We start from the raw sequence: 19,301 nt of genomic DNA, 5'->3' as shown, positions 1-19,301 counted from the left end.
GCGCACGGGGCACCGCCGTCCAGCCGCCGCCGATCACCGGCGGCAGTGCGTCCTGTAGATCCGTCCCAAGCGCGCCTGAGCTCCGCAAGTAGATAGCCATCCCTCGCAGTGTTTATCTTTCCTGCGCGGTGCCATGCGGAGCCGGTCGTGCGCGCTTGGTTGAACCCGTCAGCGCCCACGCCGAATCCTGCACACGCGGAATCCACGCATCGCAGATGCTTCCCGCTTCCCGCTTCCCGCTTCCCGCTTCCCGATTCCCGATTCCCGATTCCCCCAATCCCCCAATCCCCAATCCCCAATCCCCAATCCCCAATCCCCGCTTGCGGTAGCGCATCTGCATGCGAGAAGCTGCCATGTCCACATGGCACGAGAGGCTCCGCATGACCCGCATCCGCCGCGCCACACCGGACGATGCCGAAGCGTTATCGCTGCTGGCCGCGCAAACCTTTACCGAAACCTTCGGGCATCTGTATCCGGAAGAAGACCTGCGCGGTTTTCTCGAAGAGACCTATGCGGTCGAGCGCGCGCGCATCGTGCTGGCGCATCCGGACTACGCGATCTGGCTGCTGGAGATGGACAACCTGCTGGTCGGCCATGCCGCCGCCGGGCCGTGCGGGCTGCCGCATGAAGACGTGCGCCCCGGCGATGGAGAGCTCAAGCGGCTGTATCTGCTGAAGGACTACCAGAACAGCGGCTGGGGCAGCCGCCTGTTCGAAACCACGATGGAATGGCTTGAACGCAACGGCCCACGCACGCTGTGGATCGGCGTGTGGTCGGAAAATTTCGGCGCGCAACGCTTTTACGCCCGCTACGGATTCGAGAAAGTCGGGGAGTACGACTTCCCGGTCGGCAAGATTGTCGATCGCGAGCACATCCTGCGCCGCAAGCCGATCGTCGCGGCCGACTGAGCGCATGCAGGCGCCGTCCGCAGCAGCCCGGCGATCGCGCGCCACGTCCTGGAAACCTTGCTGATGCCCAGCAGTTCCTCTGCATTTCCAGCTGCATCCAGACGCACTGCGCGCACTGCACCGACCACCGCCACCGCCGACGTGCTGCTGGTGCACGGCATCTGGAATACCGCGCACTGGCTGCTGCCGCTCGCGCGTCGCCTGCGTGCAGAGGGCCTGGCGCCTGCGCTGTTCGGCTACGCCAGCGTGCTCGGCGGCCCCGCGCATGCGGTACCGCAGCTGATCGAACGCCTGCAGACGACCGGCGCGCAACTGCTGGTCTGTCACAGCCTGGGCGGGCTGATGGCGTTGCAGGCCCTGCGCGCCGCGCCCGAGCTGCCGGTACGCCGCGTGGTCTGTCTGGGCTCGCCGTTATGCGGCAGCGCCGCCGCGCGCGGCCTGGCCCAACGTGGCGGGCAGTGGGCGTTGGGGCGTAGCGCGAGCTTGCTGCAGCAAGGGTTTGTGCAATGGGAGGGCGAGGCCGAGATCGGTCAGGTCGCCGGCAATGTGGCGCGTGGGGTCGGGCGCTGGCTGGCGCCGCTGGACGGCGGCTCGGACGGCACCGTGGCGTTGGCCGAAACCCGCCTGCCCGGGCTGCGCGACCATTGCGTGGTGCCCGCCAGCCATAGCGGTGTGTTGCGCTCGCCCGAGGCCGCGCAGCAGGCGCTGAGCTTCCTGCGGACCGGCCGATTTCGCCACTGAGTCCGCCACTGAACGCTGCCGCCCCGGTGCGGGCGAGCAATCAGGTAAAATCCGCGCCCTGTCATCCAAGCCAGTCTGGAATCACCCATGGGTAGAGGCCCCTCCATCGAAGGCCGCAAGAACGCCTCCGACGCCAAACGCGGCAAGATGTTCACCAAGATCATCCGCGAGATCAGCGTGGCCGCGCGCGGCGGCGGTGGCGATCCGTCCAACAACCCGCGCCTGCGCGTGGCGGTGGACAAGGGCTTGTCGGCGAACATGTCCAAGGACGTGATCGAGCGCGCCATCAAGAAAGCCACCGGCGAGCTGGAAGGCGTGGAATACGAGGAAGTGCGCTACGAGGGTTACGCCCCCGGCGGCGTGGCGGTGATCGTGGACTGCCTGACCGACAACCGCGTGCGCGCGGTGGCCGACGTGCGCCATGCCTTCAGCAAGTGCGGCGGCAACATGGGCACCGACGGCTCGGTGGCCTTCATGTTCAAGCGCCTGGGCGTGCTCAGCTTTGCGGCCGGCACCGACGAGGACACCCTCACCGACGCGGCGATCGAAGCCGGCGCCGACGACGTGGTGGTCTACCCGGAAGACGGCGCCATCGACGTGCTGACTGCCCCGGACGCCTTTGCTCAGGTCAAGCAGGCGCTCGCCGCCGCCGGCCTGGAGCCGGTGCATGCGGAGATCACCTTCCGCGCCGAAAACGACATCGCCGTCGACGGCGACACCGCCGTGCAGGTCCGCAAGCTGCTCGACATGCTCGAAGACCTGGACGACGTGCAGGACGTGTATTCGAACGTCGATCAAGCGGCGCTCGGCGCGTAAGCGCCGGGAATTGGGAATGGAGAATCGGGAATCGAAACAGCCGCATCCTGCATTGCTCGGCAGCGTCGAGCACGCCAGGAGGCCGCGTTACCCATTCCCGATTCCCGACTCCCAATTCCCGGCCCCTCGATGACCCGCATCCTGGGCATCGACCCCGGCTCCCAGCGCACCGGGGTTGGCGTCATCGACATCGACGAGAGCGGTCGCAGCCGGCATGTCTATCACGCGCCGCTGGTGCTGCTGGGCGAGGGCGACTTTGCGCAGCGGCTCAAGCGCCTGCTGCACGGGCTGGGCGAGGTGATCGACACCTACCGGCCGCAGGAAGTGGCGATCGAAAAGGTCTTCATGGGCAAGAGTGCCGACTCGGCGCTCAAGCTCGGCCACGCGCGCGGTGCGGCGATCTGCGCGGTCGTGCTGCGCGACCTGCCGGTACACGAGTACGCTGCCACCGAGATCAAGCTGGCGCTGGTCGGCAAGGGCGGGGCGGACAAGGTGCAGGTCCAGCACATGGTCGGCATCATGCTCAACCTGAAAGGCAAGCTGCAGCCCGACGCCGCCGACGCACTGGCAGTGGCCATCACTCACGCCCACGTGCGCGCCACCGCGCAACGCCTGGGCGTCAATACCCAACAGGCCTGGAGCCGCAAGAAATGAGAATCGGGAATCGGGAATCGGGAATCGGGAATAGCAACAGCAGAGTCCAGGGCAGCGAGCGCTCTTGCGATTCCCGATTCCCGATTCCCGATTCCCGGCACCGCCAAGGCGGTGCCCAATGATCGGCCGCCTGCGCGGGATCCTGGCCTACAAGCAGCCGCCGTGGCTGGTGATCGATGTGGGCGGGGTGGGGTATGAGCTGGAGGCGCCGATGAGCACCTTCTACGACCTGCCCGATGTCGGGCGCGACGTGATCCTGTTCACCCACTACGCGCAGAAGGAAGACAGCGTGTCGCTGTACGGGTTCCTGCGCGAAGGCGAGCGCAGGCTGTTCCGCGACGTGCAGAAGGTCACCGGCATCGGCGCCAAGATCGCGCTGGCGGTGTTGTCCGGGGTCAGCGTGGACGAGTTCGCCCGCCTGATCACCAGCGGCGACATCACCGCGCTGACCCGCATCCCCGGCATCGGCAAGAAAACCGCCGAGCGCATGGTGGTGGAGCTGCGCGACCGCGCCGCCGACTTCAGCAGCGGTGCGCCGATCACCGGCCAGCTCGGCCCGGATGCGGTGTCCGAAGCCACGGTGGCCTTGCAGCAACTGGGTTACAAGCCGGCCGAGGCCGCACGCATGGCACGCGAGGCCGGGGCAGAAGGCGACGAAGTCGCCACGGTCATTCGCAAGGCCCTCCAGGCCGCGCTCCGCTAGGCTGCGCTGTCTTCCTCTCCTTCACGCCACTTGGCGATACCCTGCCCACTTCATGTCCCAGACCCCCACTCCCGCAGCTGGCCACGGCCATGCGCCTGCCAATAGCCATATGGCCTTGGTCATCGGCGCCATCGGCGTCGTCTTCGGCGATATCGGCACCAGTCCGCTGTACACCCTCAAGGAGGCGTTCTCGCCGCACTACGGGCTGACCAGCGATCACGACACCGTGCTGGGCGTGCTGTCGCTGGCGTTCTGGGCGCTGATGGTCACGGTGACGCTAAAGTACGTCACCATCATCATGCGCGCCGACAACGAGGGCGAGGGCGGCATCATGGCGCTGATGGCGCTGACCCAGCGCACCATGCGCAACGGGTCGCGCTCGGCGTATGTGGTCGGCATCCTGGGCATCTTCGGCGCCTCGCTGTTCTTCGGCGATGGCGTGATCACCCCGGCCATCTCGGTGATGGGCGCAGTGGAGGGCCTGGAAATCGCCGCGCCCAGCCTGCATCCCTTCATCGTGCCGATCACCGTGGTGGTGCTGCTGGTGGTGTTCATGGTGCAGCGCTTCGGTACCGAAAAGGTCGGCAAGGTGTTCGGCCCGATCACCTGCCTGTGGTTTCTGTCGCTGGGGGCGATCGGCATCTGGAACATCGTCGATGCGCCGGAAGTGATGAAGGCCTTCAACCCGTGGTGGGCGATCCGCTTCTTCATGGAGCATGGCTGGCACGGGGTGTTCATTCTCGGCGCCGTGGTGCTGGCCGTGACCGGTGGCGAAGCCTTGTATGCGGACATGGGCCACTTCGGCGCCAAGCCGATCCGCCACGGCTGGTATTTCTTCGTCCTGCCGATGCTGCTGCTCAATTACCTGGGCCAGGGCGCGCTGGTGCTCAATCATCCGTCGGCGCTGAAGAACCCATTCTTCGAGGCTGTGCCGGGCTGGGCGCTGTATCCGATGATCATCCTGGCCACGCTGGCGGCGGTGATCGCCTCGCAGGCGGTGATCACCGGTGCGTATTCGGTGGCGCGCCAGGCGATGCAGCTGGGCTACATCCCGCGCATGCTGATCAAGCACACCTCGCGCACCACCATCGGGCAGATCTATGTGCCCGGCATCAACTGGCTGTTGATGGTGATGGTGATCGCGCTGGTGCTGATCTTCCGCAGCTCCACCAATCTGGCGGTGGCCTACGGCATCTCGGTGTCGATGACCATGTTGATCGACACCTTGCTGCTGGCGCTGGTGGCGCGCTCGTTGTGGCCGCGCTGGCGCAACTGGGTGCTGCCGCTGTGCGTGGTGTTCTTCATCATCGAGCTGGCCTTCGTCATCGCCAACGGCGCCAAGTTGCTGCAGGGCGCCTGGTTCCCGCTGGCGCTGGGCATCGTGGTGTTCACCCTGATGCGCACCTGGCGCCGTGGCCGTGCGCTGCTGCGCGAGGAAATCCGCAAGGACGGTATCCGCATCGACAGCTTTTTGCCGGGCCTGATGCTGGCCCCGCCGGCGCGCGTGCCGGGCATGGCGGTGTTCCTCACCGCCGACCCGATGGTCGTGCCGCATGCGCTGATGCACAACCTCAAGCACAACAAGGTGCTGCACGAGCGCAACATCTTCCTCAACGTCGATACCTTGCCGATTCCGTATGCGCCGGCCGACAAGCGCCTGCAGATCGAATCGATCGGCGACGAGTTCTATCGCGTCTACGTGCGCTTCGGCTTCATGGAAACCCCCGACGTGCCGCTGGCATTGATGCGTTCCTGCGACCAGGGCGGCATCCATTTCGACCCGATGGACACCACCTTCTTCGCCAGCCGCGAGACCATCGTGGCCAGCGCCAACCGCGGCATGCCGATCTGGCGCGACAAGTTGTTCGCGCTGATGCATCGCAACGCCGCCCCGGCGACAGGTTTCTTCCGCATCCCCGGCAACCGGTTGGTGGAGTTGGGCGCGCAGGTCGAGATCTGAGGCCGCGACAGCGTCGCGGCCTTGGGAATCGGGAGGCGGGAATGGGGAATAGGAAAAGCAACGGCCTGCGCCAGCCCGAGACACTCGGCGGCGGCTGAAAAGGGCACCAGCCGTGCCGGTAACCGCTACTATTGTCCGCTCGATTCCCCATTCTCGATTCCCCATTCCCGGCTTTTCAATGGACCGCATCATCGCCAGCAGCGCCACCCGCGAAGACGATGCCGCCGATGCGAGCATCCGCCCCAAGCGACTTGCCGATTATCTCGGCCAGCAGCCGGTGCGCGAGCAGATGGATATCTACATCCAGGCGGCCAAGGCGCGTGGCGAAGCGATGGATCACGTGTTGATCTTCGGCCCGCCGGGCCTGGGCAAGACCACGCTCAGTCATGTCATCGCCAACGAGCTCGGGGTGAGCCTGCGTTCGACCTCCGGCCCGGTGATCGAAAAAGCCGGTGATCTGGCCGCGCTGCTGACCAACCTGCAACCGCACGACGTGCTGTTCATCGACGAGATCCACCGGCTCTCGCCGGTGGTGGAAGAAGTGCTGTATCCGGCGATGGAAGATTTCCAGATCGACATCATGATCGGCGACGGCCCGGCCGCGCGCTCGATCAAGATCGACCTGCCGCCGTTCACCCTGATCGGTGCCACCACCCGTGCCGGCCTGCTGACCGCGCCATTGCGCGACCGCTTCGGCATCGTGCAGCGGCTGGAGTTCTATTCGCCGGAAGAGCTGACCCGCATCGTGATCCGCTCTGCCGCAATCCTGGGCATCGACTGCACGCCCGATGGCGCCGCCGAGATCGCACGCCGCGCGCGCGGCACCCCGCGCATCGCCAATCGGCTGCTGCGGCGGGTGCGCGACTTCGCCCAGGTCAAGGCGTCCGGTCATATCGATCTGCCGGTGGCGCAGGCAGCGATGCAGATGCTCAAGGTCGACCCGGAAGGTTTTGACGAGCTCGACCGGCGCATGCTGCGGGTGATCGTCGATCACTTCGACGGCGGCCCGGTCGGGGTGGAATCGCTGGCCGCCTCGCTGTCGGAAGAACGTGGCACCCTGGAAGACGTGATCGAGCCCTATCTGATCCAGCAGGGCTTTCTGATCCGTACCGCGCGCGGGCGCATGGCGACCAACAAGGCCTATCGCCACCTCGGGCTCAAGCCCAAGGCCGCGCCGGCACCGGACCTGTTCGTGGAGGACGAGGATGTCGGTTGATCCCCGATTCAGTTGGCCGACACGCGTGTATTGGGAAGATACCGACGCAGGTGGGGTGGTCTACCACGCGCGCTACGTCGCCTTCATGGAGCGTGCGCGCACGGAGTGGATGCGCGCGGCCGGTTACGGGCAGGAACGCCTGCGCCAGCAGCACGATCTGGTGTTCGCGGTCCGCTCGATGCAACTGGATTTCCTCAAACCGGCCCGGCTCGACGACGCGCTGTCGGTGTCGGCGGTGTTGCTCAGATGCAAACGTGCCAGCCTGCTGTTCGCGCAGTCGGTGCGTCGCGAGGGTGAAGTGCTGCTGACCGCGCAGGTGCGCATTGCCGCACTCGGTGCCAGCGACTTCCGTCCGCGCGGGATGGACGATGCGCTCTACGATGTGTTGAAAGCTTTAGAAACCACAGAATCAGAAGACTGAGGAACAAACGGATGTCGATTGCATTGCTCCTGGCCCTGCAGGACACGGTAGTGGAAGCACTACCGCAGGACGTTGCCGCCGCTGCGGCACAGACCGCCAGCGTGGCGCACAACAGCGGCATCAACTATGTCGAGTTGATCCTGCGGGCGAGCATCCCGGTCAAGATCATCGTGCTGTTGCTGCTGATCGGCTCGTTCATCAGCTGGGTGATCATTTTCCGCAAGGCGCGCGCCTTCAAGCAGGCCAACCGCGAGGCGGACGAGTTCGAAAACCGCTTCTGGTCCGGCGCCGATCTGGCCAAGCTCTATGCCTCGGCCACCGATCGCAACCGCACCGTCGGCGGTCTGGAGTCGATGTTCGAAAGCGGCTTCCGCGAATTTTCGCGCCTGCGCGATCGCCGTCGCCTGGATGGCCGGGTGCAGCTGGAAGGCGCCCAGCGCGCCATGCGCACCGCCTTCACCCGCGAGGTCGACCAGCTCGAGCGCAATCTCGAATTGCTGGCCAATATCGGCTCCACCGCGCCGTATGTGGGTCTGGTCGGCACCGTGTTCGGCATCATGGTGACCATGCACGACATGGTCAGCAGCGGCGAGCAGGCCGGTATCGCTGCCGTGGCACCGGGTATTTCCGAAGCCTTGTTCGCCACCGCCATCGGCCTGTTCGTGGCGATTCCGGCGGTGTGGGCCTACAACCGCTTCACCACCCGCGTGGAACGGCTGTCGGTGCGTTACGAAACCTTCGCCGACGAGTTCAGCTCGATCCTGCAGCGCCAGGCCGGCGCCGACGAGTGATGCCGCTGCCTCGCAACAGCCGGCTTGCATGCGAGTGCCTCGCAGACGCGCGCACCTTCGTGTGCGGGGACAGGATGGGCAAGGCCCTCGCGACAGTGCGCACACGCATGTGCGAGGGATCGGATGGGCGAGTCCCTCGCAAGAGCCCGCACATCCATGTGCGGGGGATTAAATAGGAACGTGTCGCGATGATTTCCAGTATTTCCCGCCGTAAGAAGCGCAAGCTCAAATCCGACATCAACGTCGTGCCGTACATCGACGTGATGCTGGTGCTGTTGATCATCTTCATGGTGACCGCGCCGCTGTTGACCCTGAGCACCGACGTCAACCTGCCGAGCTCGCGCGCCAAGGCGCTGGAGAGCAAGCAGGACCCGATCGTGGTGGTGGTTGCCGCCGACGGCCAGCTCGCACTGCAGTTGCCCAAGGGCAAGCCGCAGGCGATGGACGTGGCCGCGCTGCAGGCGCAGCTGGCCGCCATCGTGGCCCAGGACAAAGAGGCACGCGTGGTGGTGGCCGGCGATCGCGCCGCGCCGTATCAGAAGATCATGGACGCCATCGACGTGCTCAAGCAGGCCAAGGTCGAAAAGGTCGGCCTGATTTCCGACTCTGGCGGTGCTGCAGGTAGCGATGCACGCTGACGCACTCCCCACCCAGACCGCGCGCGAGGATGGCTGGTTCCGACCGGTCGCTTTGGCCCTGGTCGTGCATGTGCTGGTCGCGCTGGTGTTCATCGCCGGCTGGCTGTGGTCACCCGAACGTTCGGTAGAACCGGCCGCTGGCGATCCCAGCATGGAAGCCTCGCTGGACGTGTCCGCAGCCGAAGCGCGCGTTGCGCGGCAGGCGTTGAAGGCGACCCCGGTGGAGACGCCGCCGCCTGCACCGGTGCCCGAACCGGCGCCGGAAGAAAGCGTGCCGCCACCGCAGCCGATCCCCGAGCCACGCCCGCAGGATGCGCCCACGCCGCAACAGGCGCAGGCACAGGAGCGCGTGGCCCAGCCGGACAAGGTCGATCAGGAGCGCGTCGACGCACTCGCGCTGTCGGCGGAAAAGGCCAAGCAGGAACAGGAAGCCAAGCGTCGCCAGGAGCAGATCGACCTCACCGAGCGCAAACGCCAGGAAGAGGCCGAGCAGAAGCTGCGCCTGGCCAAGCAGCAGGAAGAGGCCGACGCCAAGAAGAAGCAGGCTGCCGCACAGCAGGCCGAAGATGCCGAACGCCAGAAGAAGATTGCCGATATCCGCCGGCAGCGCGAACAGGCCACCAAGGAAGCTGCGCTGGCCGAGCAGAAGCTGCGCCAGGTGGCCGCTGCACGTGCGCAACAGGCATCTTCGGCCGCCGCTGCCACCGCACAGCCGACGGCAGGGCAGGGCGGTACCAATACCGATCTGTCGGCCAAGTACGCTGCGGCCATCCAGCAGAAGGTGTTGGGGCAGTGGGTGCGCCCGCCGTCGGTGCCGCCGGGTCAGAAATGCACCATCAACATCCGCCAATTGCCGGGCGGGCAGGTGATGGAAGCCAAGGTCGCGCCGGGCTGCCCGTACGACGAGGCCGGCCAACGCTCGATCGAGGCCGCCGTGTTGAGCGCACAGCCGCTGCCGTATCGCGGCTACGAATCGGTGTTCCAGCGCAATCTGACCTTTGTGTTCACTGCGCAGGATCAGTAACGGCCGGTCTGGACGAGCGGTCGGTTGGCAATACAGAGGTGTCGTGCTGTCTGCGGCCACTCGCTCCACTTTCACGCTGTCTCGTTCACGATTGCGAGTATGTTCACTCGTTGATTGGTATCTCTTGCACACTTTTCCTGCCCGATCCGAGCCGTCCATGAAAAAACCGCTGCGTTGGTTAGCTGCCCTGACCGCCTTGTTGCTTCCGCTGAGTGCTCTCGCGCAGCAGCAGGGGCTCACTATCGATATCGTCGGCGGTAGCGCTTCGGCTACGCCGATCGCTGTCATTCCGATGGCTTACCAAGGCTCCGGCACCGCGCCGCAGACCGATGTGGCGGCCGTGGTTGGCGCCGATCTTGACCGCTCCGGTCAGTTCCGGACCTTGCCGGCCGCGCAGATCGTCGAAAAGCCGACCCGCGGGACCGAGGTGCAGTTCCAGACCTGGCGCACGCTCAAGCAGAACTACATCGTGGTCGGCCGCGTGATGGATGCCGGCGAAGGCGCTTACCGCGTCGAGTACGAACTGTTCGACGTGGCCAAGGGCGAACGCCTGCTTGGCCTGGCGATGACCGCACGCGCCAATGCGATGCGCGATGTCTCGCATCAGATGGCCGATGCGATCTACGAAAAGATCACCGGCGTGCGTGGCGCGTTCTGGACCCGCATTGCCTATGTCACTGCCAGCGGTAGCGGCGGTTCGATGCGTTTTGCGCTGATGGTGGCCGATTCCGATGGCTACAACCCGCAGACCATCGTGCGTTCTGCCGAGCCGTTGCTGTCGCCGAACTGGAGCCCGGACGGCAAGAAGCTGGCCTATGTGAGCTTCGAGCGCGGCAATTCGTCGATCTATCTGCAGGACATCTCCACTGGTGCGCGTGAACTGGTCTCCAGCTTCCGCGGCATCAATGGTGCACCCTCGTTCTCGCCCGATGGCCGTCGCCTTGCGCTGGCGCTGTCGCGCAGCGGCAACCCGGAGATCTACGTGATGGATCTGGGCAGCAAGCAGCTAACCCAGCTGACCAACCACTTCGGCATCGACACCGAGCCGACCTGGGCGCCGGATGGCGGCAGCATCTACTTCACCTCCGATCGCGGCGGTCGCCCGCAGATTTATCAGGTGGCTGCAAGCGGCGGTAGCGCCAACCGCGTGACCTTCCAGGGCAATTACAACGCCACTGCCAGCGTCTCGTTCGACGGCAAGAAGGTCGCCGTGGCGCAGGGCAGCGGCAATACCTACCGTATCGCCATGATGGATCGCAGCCTGGGTTCGCCCAGCTGGAGCACGATCTCGCCGGGTTCGCTGGACGAATCCCCGAGCTTCGCGCCCAACGCCAGCATGATTCTGTACGCCGCTCGCGAGGGTGGCCGGGGCGTGCTGTATGCCGTCTCTTCCGACGCTCGGGTCCGCCAGCGTCTGGTCCTGGCCGATGGTGATGTAAGAGAACCCGCATGGGGGCCTTACCGAACCGCGCATTAATGTTAATATTTCGCTGCGTTAAACCCCATTGGCCCAGGAGCCACCATAGGTATCCCATGAACAAGTCCACCCGCGTCTTGCTTGTCTCCCTGCTGTCTGTTGCCGTGCTGGCTGGTTGCTCGAAAAAGGTGAAGGAAACTCCGCCTGCTCCGACCGACACCACCACCGGTTCCTCCGTTCCCACCGGCCCGGCAACCTCAGGCCTGTACGGCCCGGGCGACCTGGATACCGATGCCTGCCTGCGCCAGCGCGTTGTCTACTTCGATCTGGATCAGGACTCCCTGAAGCCGGAATTCCAGGCCATCATGGCTTGCCACGCCAAGTACCTGCGTGACCGTCCTTCCTCGCGCATCACCCTGCAGGGTAATGCCGACGAGCGCGGCTCGCGTGAGTACAACATGGGCCTGGGCGAGCGTCGCGGCAATGCCGTGTCCTCGTCGCTGCAGGCTGCTGGCGGTTCCGCCAGCCAGCTGACCGTCGTCAGCTACGGTGAAGAGCGTCCGGTCTGCACCGAAACCAGCGAAAGCTGCTGGTCGCAGAACCGTCGCGTCGAAATCGTGTACACGGCTCAGTAAGAAGCGATGCGCTTTCGAGTGACATCTCTGTTCGTCGCGGCGGCCCTTGTGGTCGCCGCGCCGGCTTACGCGCAGCGAGCCAGTCTCGCTGATCGTGTTGCCGTTCTCGAGCAGCAGCAGGCCAACAGTCAGGCCAACAACGATCTTCTCAATCAGCTACAGCAGGCGCGTTCTGACCTGCAGGGATTGCGAGCGACGGTGGAACAGCTGCAGCACGACAACGAACAACTCAAACAACAGTCCAAGGACCAGTATCTGGACCTGGACGGGCGTCTGAATCGGTTGGAAGGTGCAGGTGGTGCAACAACGCCGCCATTGCCACCGGCTGCCGGCAGCGTCACCCCAGCCCCGGCTCCGGCCGCGCGGCCTGCAGCGGCGGCAACTTCCGAGAAGCCGCCCAGTGTGCATGGCGACTCCGGCACGCTGACCGTCAGTAACGAAGAACGCACGGCTTACAACGTGGCGTTCGATGCGTTGAAGAACGGCAAGTACGACGATGCGTCGCAACTGTTCCTGAGCTTTCTGGAGCTCTATCCGAACGGCGTTTACACCCCCAATGCGTTGTATTGGTTGGGCGAAAGCTATTACGCCACCCGAAATTTTCAGCTGGCCGAGGCGCAGTTTCGCGATCTCGTCGGCCGCTATCCCACGCATGACAAGGCCGCTGGCGGCTTGTTGAAGCTCGGCCTGTCGCAGTATGGCGAAGGCAAGAACGACGAAGCCCAGCAGACCTTGCAGCAGGTTGTCTCGCAGTATCCCGGCTCCGATGCGGCGCGTGTCGCCCAGGAACGCCTGCAGTCCATCCGTCTCGGCCAGCAACTGCGCTGAGCCCGCGCGTCGGCGCCTTCGGGCGCGGCGCATACTTTGCCTATGAACGCCGCCGCCGTCCCCAGCGAGATCGTCCAATCGCCATTGCCGCGATTGAAGATCACCGAAATCTTTTTGTCGTTGCAAGGCGAGGCCGAGGCTGCCGGTTGGCCGACCGTATTCGTGCGCCTGACCGGCTGCCCGCTGCGCTGCCACTACTGCGACACCGCTTACGCCTTCCATGGCGGTGAGTGGCACGATATCGATGCGATCGTCGCCGAGGTTTCCAGCCACGGCGTGCGCCACGTCTGCGTGACCGGCGGCGAGCCGTTGGCGCAGAAGCGCTGCCTGGTGCTGCTGCAGAAACTGTGCGACGCCGGCCTTGATGTCTCGCTGGAGACCTCTGGTGCACTGGATGTATCCGCAGTCGATCCACGCGTCTCGCGCGTGGTGGACATCAAGACGCCCGCCTCCGGCGAAGAACAGCGCAACCGCTGGGACAACCTGCCATTACTGACCGCGCGCGACCAGATCAAATTCGTGATCTGCAGCCGCGCCGATTACGAATGGTCGCGCGAGATTGTCGCCGCGCATGCGCTGGACCGTCGCTGCACGGTGTGGTTTTCGCCCAGCAAAAGCGAAGTGACGCCTCGGCAGCTGGCAGACTGGATCGTTGCCGATCGTCTGCCAGTGCGGTTCCAGATGCAGTTGCACAAGTTGCTGTGGAACGACGAACCAGGGCGCTGAAGCCCGGTTGTCAGGCGCCGCTTGCCAAGACGCAATCGCCCGCGTTTTTACGCCGCGATCTGGTTCAACTCGTCGACGGCATCGGCCGGAAGTTTCAGCTCTGCTGCAAATAGATTCGCGCGCAGATGCGCCACCGACGACGTCCCCGGAATCAGCAGGATGTTGGGTGAGCGCTGCAGCAGCCATGCCAGTGCCACCTGCATCGGGGTTGCGGCCAGGCGCTCGGCAACAGCGGCAAGCGTGGACGATTGCAACGGCGAGAAGCCGCCAAGCGGGAAGAACGGCACGTAAGCGATGCCGTCGCGTGCGAGCGCGTCGATAATTTCATCGTCGTGTCGATGCGCGATGTTGTACATGTTCTGGACACAGACGATGTCGGTGATGGCGCGCGCCTCGGCCACTTGCGTTGCAGTGACGTTGCTGATGCCGATATGCCGCACCAGGCCATCGCGCTGCAGTTTGACCAAGGTCTCCAACTGCTCGGCAATGGAGCCTTCTGCCGGCTCCTGGGCCTTGAACATCACGCGCAGGTTGACCACGTCCAGCGCGTCCAGGCCCAGGTTGCGCAAGTTGTCATGCACGGCCTTGACCAGCTCCTGCGATGAATAAGCCGGCAGCCACGCTCCATCCGTGCCACGCGCTCCACCGATCTTGGTGACGATGGTCAGATCGTGCGGATACGGATGCAGTGCTTCGCGGATCAGCTGATTGGTGATGTGCGGCCCGTAGAAATCGCTGGTATCGATATGGTTGACGCCCAGCGCAATGGCGTCGCGCAGCACCGCCAACGCCGCATCGCGATCCTTGGGCGGGCCGAACACGCCAGGGCCGGCAAGCTGCATTGCGCCGTAGCCGACGCGGGTGACCTGACGGTCACCCAGGAGAAACGTTCCGGCTTTGTCGATGTTGGTCATGGCGTTGCGCTCGCGTGTCGTTGAGCCAGCAACGATAGGAAACGTGGTGCGGCTTGTGAATTCGCGTTTGATGTGGCCCTGGCTGATCGCTGCCGAGGCCTGCACTGCATGGGCGCAGGGGCGTCGGCTGAGATATTCGTATGACCGGACCTGTCGGTGTTTCAGGTTTTGATGGCTTGAAGGACCTTGTCTGCGGCTTGAATGGCGACAAACCATGAGTTCGCCTGTTGATCCTCGCGCGGATGCGCGATGCATGCGGCCGGCGCTAGACACGGAACCGGTTTAGTTTTCCGGAGGCACAAAAAAAGCGCCTTAGGCGCTCTTCAAGTGACTGATTTGATTGGTGGGCCGTGATGGATTCGAACCATCGACCAAAAGATTAAAAGTCTTCTGCTCTACCGACTGAGCTAACGGCCCACTGTCCCGGCAGTGCGCCGGGGTGCGCATTCTACCCTACACCGGCGTCAAGACGAAATGGCGTAGTGGGTGGGGTCGGGGATGCCGGCGTCGGCGAAGCCGGCGGCGCGTAGGCGGCAGGCGTCGCAGTGGCCGCAGGCGCGTCCGTCGGCGTCGGCGCGGTAGCAGGAGACGGTGAGGCCGAAGTCCACGCCCAGGCGCACGCCTTCGCGGACGATATCGGCCTTGCTGAGGAACTGCAGCGGCGCATGCACGCGCAGGCCGGCGCCTTCCACGCCCGCCTTGGTGGCCAGATTTGCCAGCACTTCGAAGGCGCGGACGAACTCGGGCCGGCAGTCGGGATAGCCCGAATAGTCCACCGCGTTGACGCCGCAGAACAGGTCGTCGGCGCCGATCACCTCGGCCCAGCCCAACGCGAGCGACAGCATGATGGTGTTGCGCGCAGGCACATAGGTAACCGGAATGCCGTCGCCGCCGGCATCGGGCACGTCGATGTCGGCGGTGAGCGCCGAGCCGCCGATGCTGCGCAGGTCCACGTCGACCACCTTGTGGGCGATGACGCCTTGCGCGGTGGCCACACGTGCGGCCGCGTCCAGTTCGGAGGTGTGGCGCTGGCCGTAGCGCACGCTTAGGGCGTGCACGGCAAAGCCCTGTTCCTGCGCGAGCGCGACGACGGCGGCGGAATCCATGCCACCGGACAACAGAACTACGGCTTTTTTCATGACGGATCAGGCTGTAACAACGGAAGCGGAGAGGCTAGCAGGGTCGGCGTTGCACGGCGACAGCGCGCTATTGCCGCATGGTCCTGCCAAGGAGTTCTGGCATCCGGTCGAGGCCTGGGGTTTGAATGTCCTGAGCGCCTTTTTATTGACGCTATACCGCTGAAAGAGACACTGCATGGATTCCCGGATTCCTGGATTCCACATCGCCACACGGCCCATCCAGTCAACGTTGCAGTGGCGGCCGCATGATTTTTTGTTCACGGTTAGCGGTTTATTGTGCGGGTCGAATCCGGAGTCCATGACGTGATGGCCGACCAGCAGGAAGACGCCGCGAAATCGCGTATCTACAAGGCGCTGTTACAAGCGACTCCGGACCTTCTGTACGTGTTCGATATCCAGCATCGTTTTATCTACGCCAACGAGGCATTGTTGACGATGTGGGGGATGCGCTGGGAAGAGGCGCACCTCAAGACCTGCCTTGAAATTGGCTACGAGCCCTGGCATGCGGCAATGCACGATACCGAAATCGAGCAGGTGAAGGCGACCGGCCAGCCGCTGCGAGGCGAGGTGCCGTTTCCGCATACCACCAAGGGCCTGCGTGTGTACGAGTACATCTTTACACCGGTCTTCGGGCCTGATGGCGAGGTGGAGGCGATCGCTGGCGCCACGCGTGACATCACCGAACACAAGCAGCATGAGCAGCACCTGCAGTTGTTGATCAACGAGCTCAATCATCGCGTCAACAATTCGCTGATCATGGTGCAGTCGCTGGCTCGCCAGTCGTTCAATAACGCGACCAGCCTTGCGGATGCGCAAGAAAAGATCGATGCGCGTCTGCTGGCGCTCTCCAGAGCCCATGACACGCTTACCCGCGAGAACTGGGTCAGTGCCGATATCCTCGAGCTGACCCGCGATGCTGCCGCACTGTATGAATCGCACGATGGCGTGCGCTTCGCGCTGCAGGGCCAATCATGTCGGCTCGATCCTCGGCGGGCGTTGGCACTATCGATGGCGCTGCACGAGCTGTGTACCAACGCGCTCAAGCACGGCGCCCTGTCTGTTCCGGAAGGCAGCGTGCTGATCGCGTGGGAACGCAGAATGCAGGATGCAGACGCGCAGCTCGAACTGGTCTGGCAGGAGCGCGGCGGGCCGGCCGTCCGCCCACCAACGCGAAAAGGCTTCGGCTCCCGATTGCTGGAGCGTGGTTTGAAGCACGACCTCAAGGGCGATGTCGAACTCGTTTTCGACCCTGCGGGCGTTTCGTTCCGTGTCTGCATGCCGCTGCCGGCCGAGCTGGTCGAGGCGCACACGTGACCGGGCGCGTCTTGTTGGTCGAAGACGAATCCGTGGTTGCCATGCTGCTGGAAGACTGCTTGATCGAACTGGGATACGAGATCGCGGCGACGGTGGGAGACGTGGATGCGGGGCTTGAGGAAGTGCAGAAGGGGAATCTTGATCTGGCGTTGCTGGACGTCAATCTTGGCGGCAGCTATTCCTTTCCGATCGCCGAGGAACTGGATGCCCGCGGAGTGCCGTATATTTTCGTGACTGGTTATTCTGTGGGTGGCATCCCCGAGAAATTCCAGCATCGGCACGGTTTGCAGAAGCCCTTCCACTTGCGTGATCTGCAGGCCGCATTGGCGCTGCTGCAGCAGACAAGCGCCGGCTAGTCCGCGCTTTTGAAAATTGCCGAGGTCAGCCAAAGCGAGTGAATAACGCTTTGCCGGATCGAGGCATCGTGCGGGTGCACGCGACAGCAAAAGCTACTGCCTGCCGCCCAGCAAACTGGCAGCTGCCGCCTTACTCAGTGCCTGGCCGAGATGGTGCAAGGCGCTTGAGCGCACTGCCGCGCGTTGCCAGTACAGCGGCAAATCGAGCCAGCGCGTGGGATCGATGATGACCACCTGCTTGTCCCGGACTGCCGGAACGACCATCGAGTCCGGGGCCAGACACCATCCAAGTCCACGCGCTGCAGCTTCGACGAAGCCGGTGGAGGTGGGGAGATAGTGCACCGGTGGCGCCACCTGCGCGCGCGTGATGCGGCGGACGAAGCGGGCTTGCAGCGTGTCTTTTCGGTTGAAGACCAGCATCGGCGCACGCGTCAGCGCCGTAGCGTTGAAACCCTGCGCGAAATACCTTGCAACGAAGGCGGCCGATGCGATGGCGTGGTAACGCATCACACCCAATGCGTCGACATTGCAGCCTTGCAGCGGCTTGCGCTCCGAGGTGACGGCGCCAAGCACGGTGCCCGCACGCAACAATTCCAGGGTGTGGTCCTGGTCGTCCACATGGACGTCGAAGAGAAACCCATGCGTTTGATGCAAGGACGCCAGTGCAGCCAGGAACCAGGTCTGCAGTGAATCGTCGTTGACGGCGATGGCAATGGTGCGTGGATGTCCAGCTGCGCCGTCGCCGGGCAGGAAGTCGGCCATTGCCTCGGCTTCGAGTACCTGCATCGGTCTTGCCCGACGTAACAGGCGTTCACCCGCCGGGGTGGGGCGGCAGGGTGCTTTTCGTATCACCAGTACCTGGCCAAGCCGGTCTTCGAGTGCCTTGATGCGCTGCGAGATGGCCGAGGGAGTGACCGACAGCCGATACGCAGCTGCATCGAAGCTGCCTTCTTCCAGAACGGCTGCGAACGCCGCCAGCTGTGGATGCAGCAGATCCATGGCATCTCCTTGCTGGATTAGAATTTCTAACTAGCCTACAGAATATTTAGTTTTCCTGAATCGCTCGCTGCGGTCACGATGCAGACCTGGTTCTCGGAAGATGCATATGTTCGTTCAGGCAGCAGCGGCCGGCTTGATCGCTGGCGCAGGTCTCATCATTGCGATCGGGGCACAAAATGCGTTCGTGTTGCGGCAGGGGCTCAAGCGTCAGCATGTGGGCCTGATCGTGCTGATCTGCGCAGCCGGCGATATCGTGCTGATCGTGCTGGGCGTCGCCGGGATCGGTGCGTTGGTGAAGCAGTGGCCGGACGTGCTGCAAGTTCTTCGCTATGCCGGCGCTGCGTTCCTGGCGGCGTACGGAATCCTGGCTGCACGCAGGGCCTGGCACGGCAAGGGAGCACTGGCACCGGCAGCAAGCGACGCGCAGGCTTGGCAGCGCGCGATGCTCACCTGCCTGGCATTCACGTTTCTCAATGCGCACGTCTATCTCGACACGATGGTACTGCTGGGCAGCGTGTCTGCGCGCTATCCAGGCCAGCTGCGCTGGGCGTTTGCGTCGGGTGCGTGCCTTGCCAGTGTTACCTGGTTCTCCAGCCTGGGATATGGTGCGCGTTTGCTGCAGCCGGCCTTTCGTGATCCGCGCGCATGGCGCGTACTGGACGCATCGATCGCGGTGTTCATGCTGGTGCTGTGCGCCTTGTTGCTGCTGCCATCGCATGCTGCGCTACTCTGACGCCCCCCCCCCCTATGACTGGAGTCACTGTCATGCCGCCGTTGCGCATTAGCACCGACACGTCCGAGCTCGATGTGCCGATGATCCACCGCTATCTGTCGCAGCACACCACGTGGGCCAGGGACATCCCGTTGTCGCTGCTGCAGCGCTCCATCGCCAACTCGCTGTGCTTTGGCGGGTTTGTGGAGTGCGCTCAGGTGGCGTTCGCGCGGGTGGTTTCCGATTACGCAACGGTTGCATATCTGGGCGATGTCTTCGTGCTGCCAGAGCATCAGGGCAAGGGCCATAGCAAGCTGCTGCGCGCCTAGCAGCTGATCAGGCCTGCAGTCGTGGACGTGATCTGCGTGGCCGCGGTTTAAACGGTCGGA

The 19,301-nt window shown here is 64.2% G+C and carries 21 protein-coding genes, 1 tRNA gene and 1 pseudogene; 19 read left to right on the top strand and 4 right to left on the bottom strand.

Going from position 1 to position 19,301, the window contains the following annotated elements; translation table 11 throughout:
- Nucleotides 1–380: 380 nt before the first annotated feature.
- The 15 genes from NYR97_RS02120 (at nucleotide 381) to queE (ending at nucleotide 13,478) form a co-directional block, all read left to right on the top strand.
- The gene (locus tag NYR97_RS02120) at nucleotides 381–908 is read left to right on the top strand and encodes a GNAT family N-acetyltransferase (protein ID WP_316696424.1); all 528 of its coding nucleotides are present in this window, start codon (nucleotides 381–383) and stop codon (nucleotides 906–908) included.
- A gap of 63 nt (nucleotides 909–971) precedes the next feature.
- A complete protein-coding gene (locus NYR97_RS02115) occupies nucleotides 972–1,649 on the top strand; it encodes an esterase/lipase family protein (protein ID WP_316696423.1) in 678 nt (225 codons plus the stop codon).
- An 87-nt stretch (nucleotides 1,650–1,736) separates the two neighbouring features.
- Nucleotides 1,737–2,465 carry a YebC/PmpR family DNA-binding transcriptional regulator gene (locus NYR97_RS02110; RefSeq protein ID WP_316696420.1) on the top strand — a complete coding sequence of 243 codons (729 nt, stop codon included), beginning with the start codon at nucleotides 1,737–1,739 and terminating at the stop codon, nucleotides 2,463–2,465.
- A gap of 129 nt (nucleotides 2,466–2,594) precedes the next feature.
- Nucleotides 2,595–3,119, top strand: a complete 525-nt coding sequence (ruvC, locus tag NYR97_RS02105; protein ID WP_316696418.1) for a crossover junction endodeoxyribonuclease RuvC — start codon at nucleotides 2,595–2,597, stop codon at nucleotides 3,117–3,119.
- 118 nt (nucleotides 3,120–3,237) lie between these two features.
- The gene (ruvA, locus tag NYR97_RS02100; protein ID WP_023904818.1) at nucleotides 3,238–3,822 is read left to right on the top strand and encodes a Holliday junction branch migration protein RuvA; all 585 of its coding nucleotides are present in this window, start codon (nucleotides 3,238–3,240) and stop codon (nucleotides 3,820–3,822) included.
- Between the two features lie 52 nt (nucleotides 3,823–3,874).
- Complete coding sequence (locus NYR97_RS02095) at nucleotides 3,875–5,782, top strand: potassium transporter Kup (protein ID WP_316696413.1); 1,908 nt, start codon at nucleotides 3,875–3,877, stop codon at nucleotides 5,780–5,782.
- Nucleotides 5,783–5,960: 178 nt separating this feature from the next.
- A complete protein-coding gene (gene ruvB, locus NYR97_RS02090) occupies nucleotides 5,961–6,998 on the top strand; it encodes a Holliday junction branch migration DNA helicase RuvB (RefSeq protein ID WP_006452374.1) in 1,038 nt (345 codons plus the stop codon).
- Nucleotides 6,988–7,419 carry a tol-pal system-associated acyl-CoA thioesterase gene (gene ybgC / locus NYR97_RS02085; protein ID WP_205394051.1) on the top strand — a complete coding sequence of 144 codons (432 nt, stop codon included), beginning with the start codon at nucleotides 6,988–6,990 and terminating at the stop codon, nucleotides 7,417–7,419. Before ruvB ends, ybgC begins: the two co-directional genes overlap by 11 nt.
- A gap of 11 nt (nucleotides 7,420–7,430) precedes the next feature.
- Nucleotides 7,431–8,210, top strand: coding sequence for a protein TolQ (gene tolQ, locus NYR97_RS02080; RefSeq protein WP_006452376.1), 780 nt, complete (start codon nucleotides 7,431–7,433; stop codon nucleotides 8,208–8,210).
- A 188-nt stretch (nucleotides 8,211–8,398) separates the two neighbouring features.
- Entirely contained in the window at nucleotides 8,399–8,848 is a 450-nt protein-coding gene (tolR, locus tag NYR97_RS02075; protein WP_006452377.1) for a protein TolR, read from the top strand.
- Nucleotides 8,838–9,872 carry a cell envelope integrity protein TolA gene (gene tolA, locus NYR97_RS02070; RefSeq protein WP_316696409.1) on the top strand — a complete coding sequence of 345 codons (1,035 nt, stop codon included), beginning with the start codon at nucleotides 8,838–8,840 and terminating at the stop codon, nucleotides 9,870–9,872. The genes tolR and tolA overlap by 11 nt, the downstream gene beginning before the upstream one ends.
- Before the next feature lie 157 nt (nucleotides 9,873–10,029).
- Nucleotides 10,030–11,349 (top strand): Tol-Pal system beta propeller repeat protein TolB, encoded by a 1,320-nt coding sequence (gene tolB, locus NYR97_RS02065; protein WP_023904815.1) that lies wholly within the window; start codon nucleotides 10,030–10,032, stop codon nucleotides 11,347–11,349.
- Nucleotides 11,350–11,405: 56 nt separating this feature from the next.
- Nucleotides 11,406–11,924 carry a peptidoglycan-associated lipoprotein Pal gene (pal, locus tag NYR97_RS02060; protein ID WP_006452380.1) on the top strand — a complete coding sequence of 173 codons (519 nt, stop codon included), beginning with the start codon at nucleotides 11,406–11,408 and terminating at the stop codon, nucleotides 11,922–11,924.
- 6 nt (nucleotides 11,925–11,930) lie between these two features.
- The gene (ybgF, locus tag NYR97_RS02055) at nucleotides 11,931–12,752 is read left to right on the top strand and encodes a tol-pal system protein YbgF (RefSeq protein WP_316696405.1); all 822 of its coding nucleotides are present in this window, start codon (nucleotides 11,931–11,933) and stop codon (nucleotides 12,750–12,752) included.
- Nucleotides 12,753–12,794: 42 nt separating this feature from the next.
- On the top strand, nucleotides 12,795–13,478 hold the full coding sequence (gene queE / locus NYR97_RS02050; protein ID WP_205394055.1) for a 7-carboxy-7-deazaguanine synthase QueE: 684 nt from the start codon (nucleotides 12,795–12,797) through the stop codon (nucleotides 13,476–13,478).
- Between the two features lie 47 nt (nucleotides 13,479–13,525).
- On the opposite strand, the gene NYR97_RS02045 is transcribed toward queE, so the two are convergent.
- From NYR97_RS02045 to queC, 3 genes are all read right to left on the bottom strand, one after another.
- Nucleotides 13,526–14,392, bottom strand: a complete 867-nt coding sequence (locus NYR97_RS02045; RefSeq protein ID WP_316696403.1) for an aldo/keto reductase family oxidoreductase — start codon at nucleotides 14,390–14,392, stop codon at nucleotides 13,526–13,528.
- Nucleotides 14,393–14,733: 341 nt separating this feature from the next.
- A tRNA-Lys gene (locus NYR97_RS02040) sits at nucleotides 14,734–14,809 on the bottom strand.
- Between the two features lie 47 nt (nucleotides 14,810–14,856).
- On the bottom strand, nucleotides 14,857–15,531 hold the full coding sequence (gene queC, locus NYR97_RS02035) for a 7-cyano-7-deazaguanine synthase QueC (RefSeq protein WP_316696401.1): 675 nt from the start codon (nucleotides 15,529–15,531) through the stop codon (nucleotides 14,857–14,859).
- 306 nt (nucleotides 15,532–15,837) lie between these two features.
- Between queC and NYR97_RS02030 the strand changes: the two genes are divergently transcribed.
- Both NYR97_RS02030 and NYR97_RS02025 read left to right on the top strand, forming a co-directional pair.
- Nucleotides 15,838–16,845 (top strand): sensor histidine kinase, encoded by a 1,008-nt coding sequence (locus NYR97_RS02030; RefSeq protein WP_205394058.1) that lies wholly within the window; start codon nucleotides 15,838–15,840, stop codon nucleotides 16,843–16,845.
- On the top strand, nucleotides 16,842–17,201 hold the full coding sequence (locus NYR97_RS02025) for a response regulator (protein WP_210763086.1): 360 nt from the start codon (nucleotides 16,842–16,844) through the stop codon (nucleotides 17,199–17,201). Before NYR97_RS02030 ends, NYR97_RS02025 begins: the two co-directional genes overlap by 4 nt.
- A gap of 93 nt (nucleotides 17,202–17,294) precedes the next feature.
- Here NYR97_RS02025 and NYR97_RS02020 read toward each other — a convergent pair whose 3' ends face one another.
- Entirely contained in the window at nucleotides 17,295–18,200 is a 906-nt protein-coding gene (locus tag NYR97_RS02020) for a LysR family transcriptional regulator ArgP (protein ID WP_316696397.1), read from the bottom strand.
- Nucleotides 18,201–18,306: 106 nt separating this feature from the next.
- Between NYR97_RS02020 and NYR97_RS02015 the strand changes: the two genes are divergently transcribed.
- Nucleotides 18,307–18,933, top strand: a complete 627-nt coding sequence (locus NYR97_RS02015) for a LysE/ArgO family amino acid transporter (RefSeq protein ID WP_316697961.1) — start codon at nucleotides 18,307–18,309, stop codon at nucleotides 18,931–18,933.
- A 32-nt stretch (nucleotides 18,934–18,965) separates the two neighbouring features.
- Nucleotides 18,966–19,238 (top strand): annotated as a pseudogene (locus NYR97_RS02010) (GNAT family N-acetyltransferase); the annotation flags it as partial.
- Nucleotides 19,239–19,301 lie beyond the last annotated feature (63 nt).

This window comes from Xanthomonas hydrangeae (genome assembly GCF_032697525.1).
GTDB lineage: Bacteria > Pseudomonadota > Gammaproteobacteria > Xanthomonadales > Xanthomonadaceae > Xanthomonas > Xanthomonas hydrangeae.
This window is presented reverse-complemented; position numbering and strand designations above follow the sequence as displayed.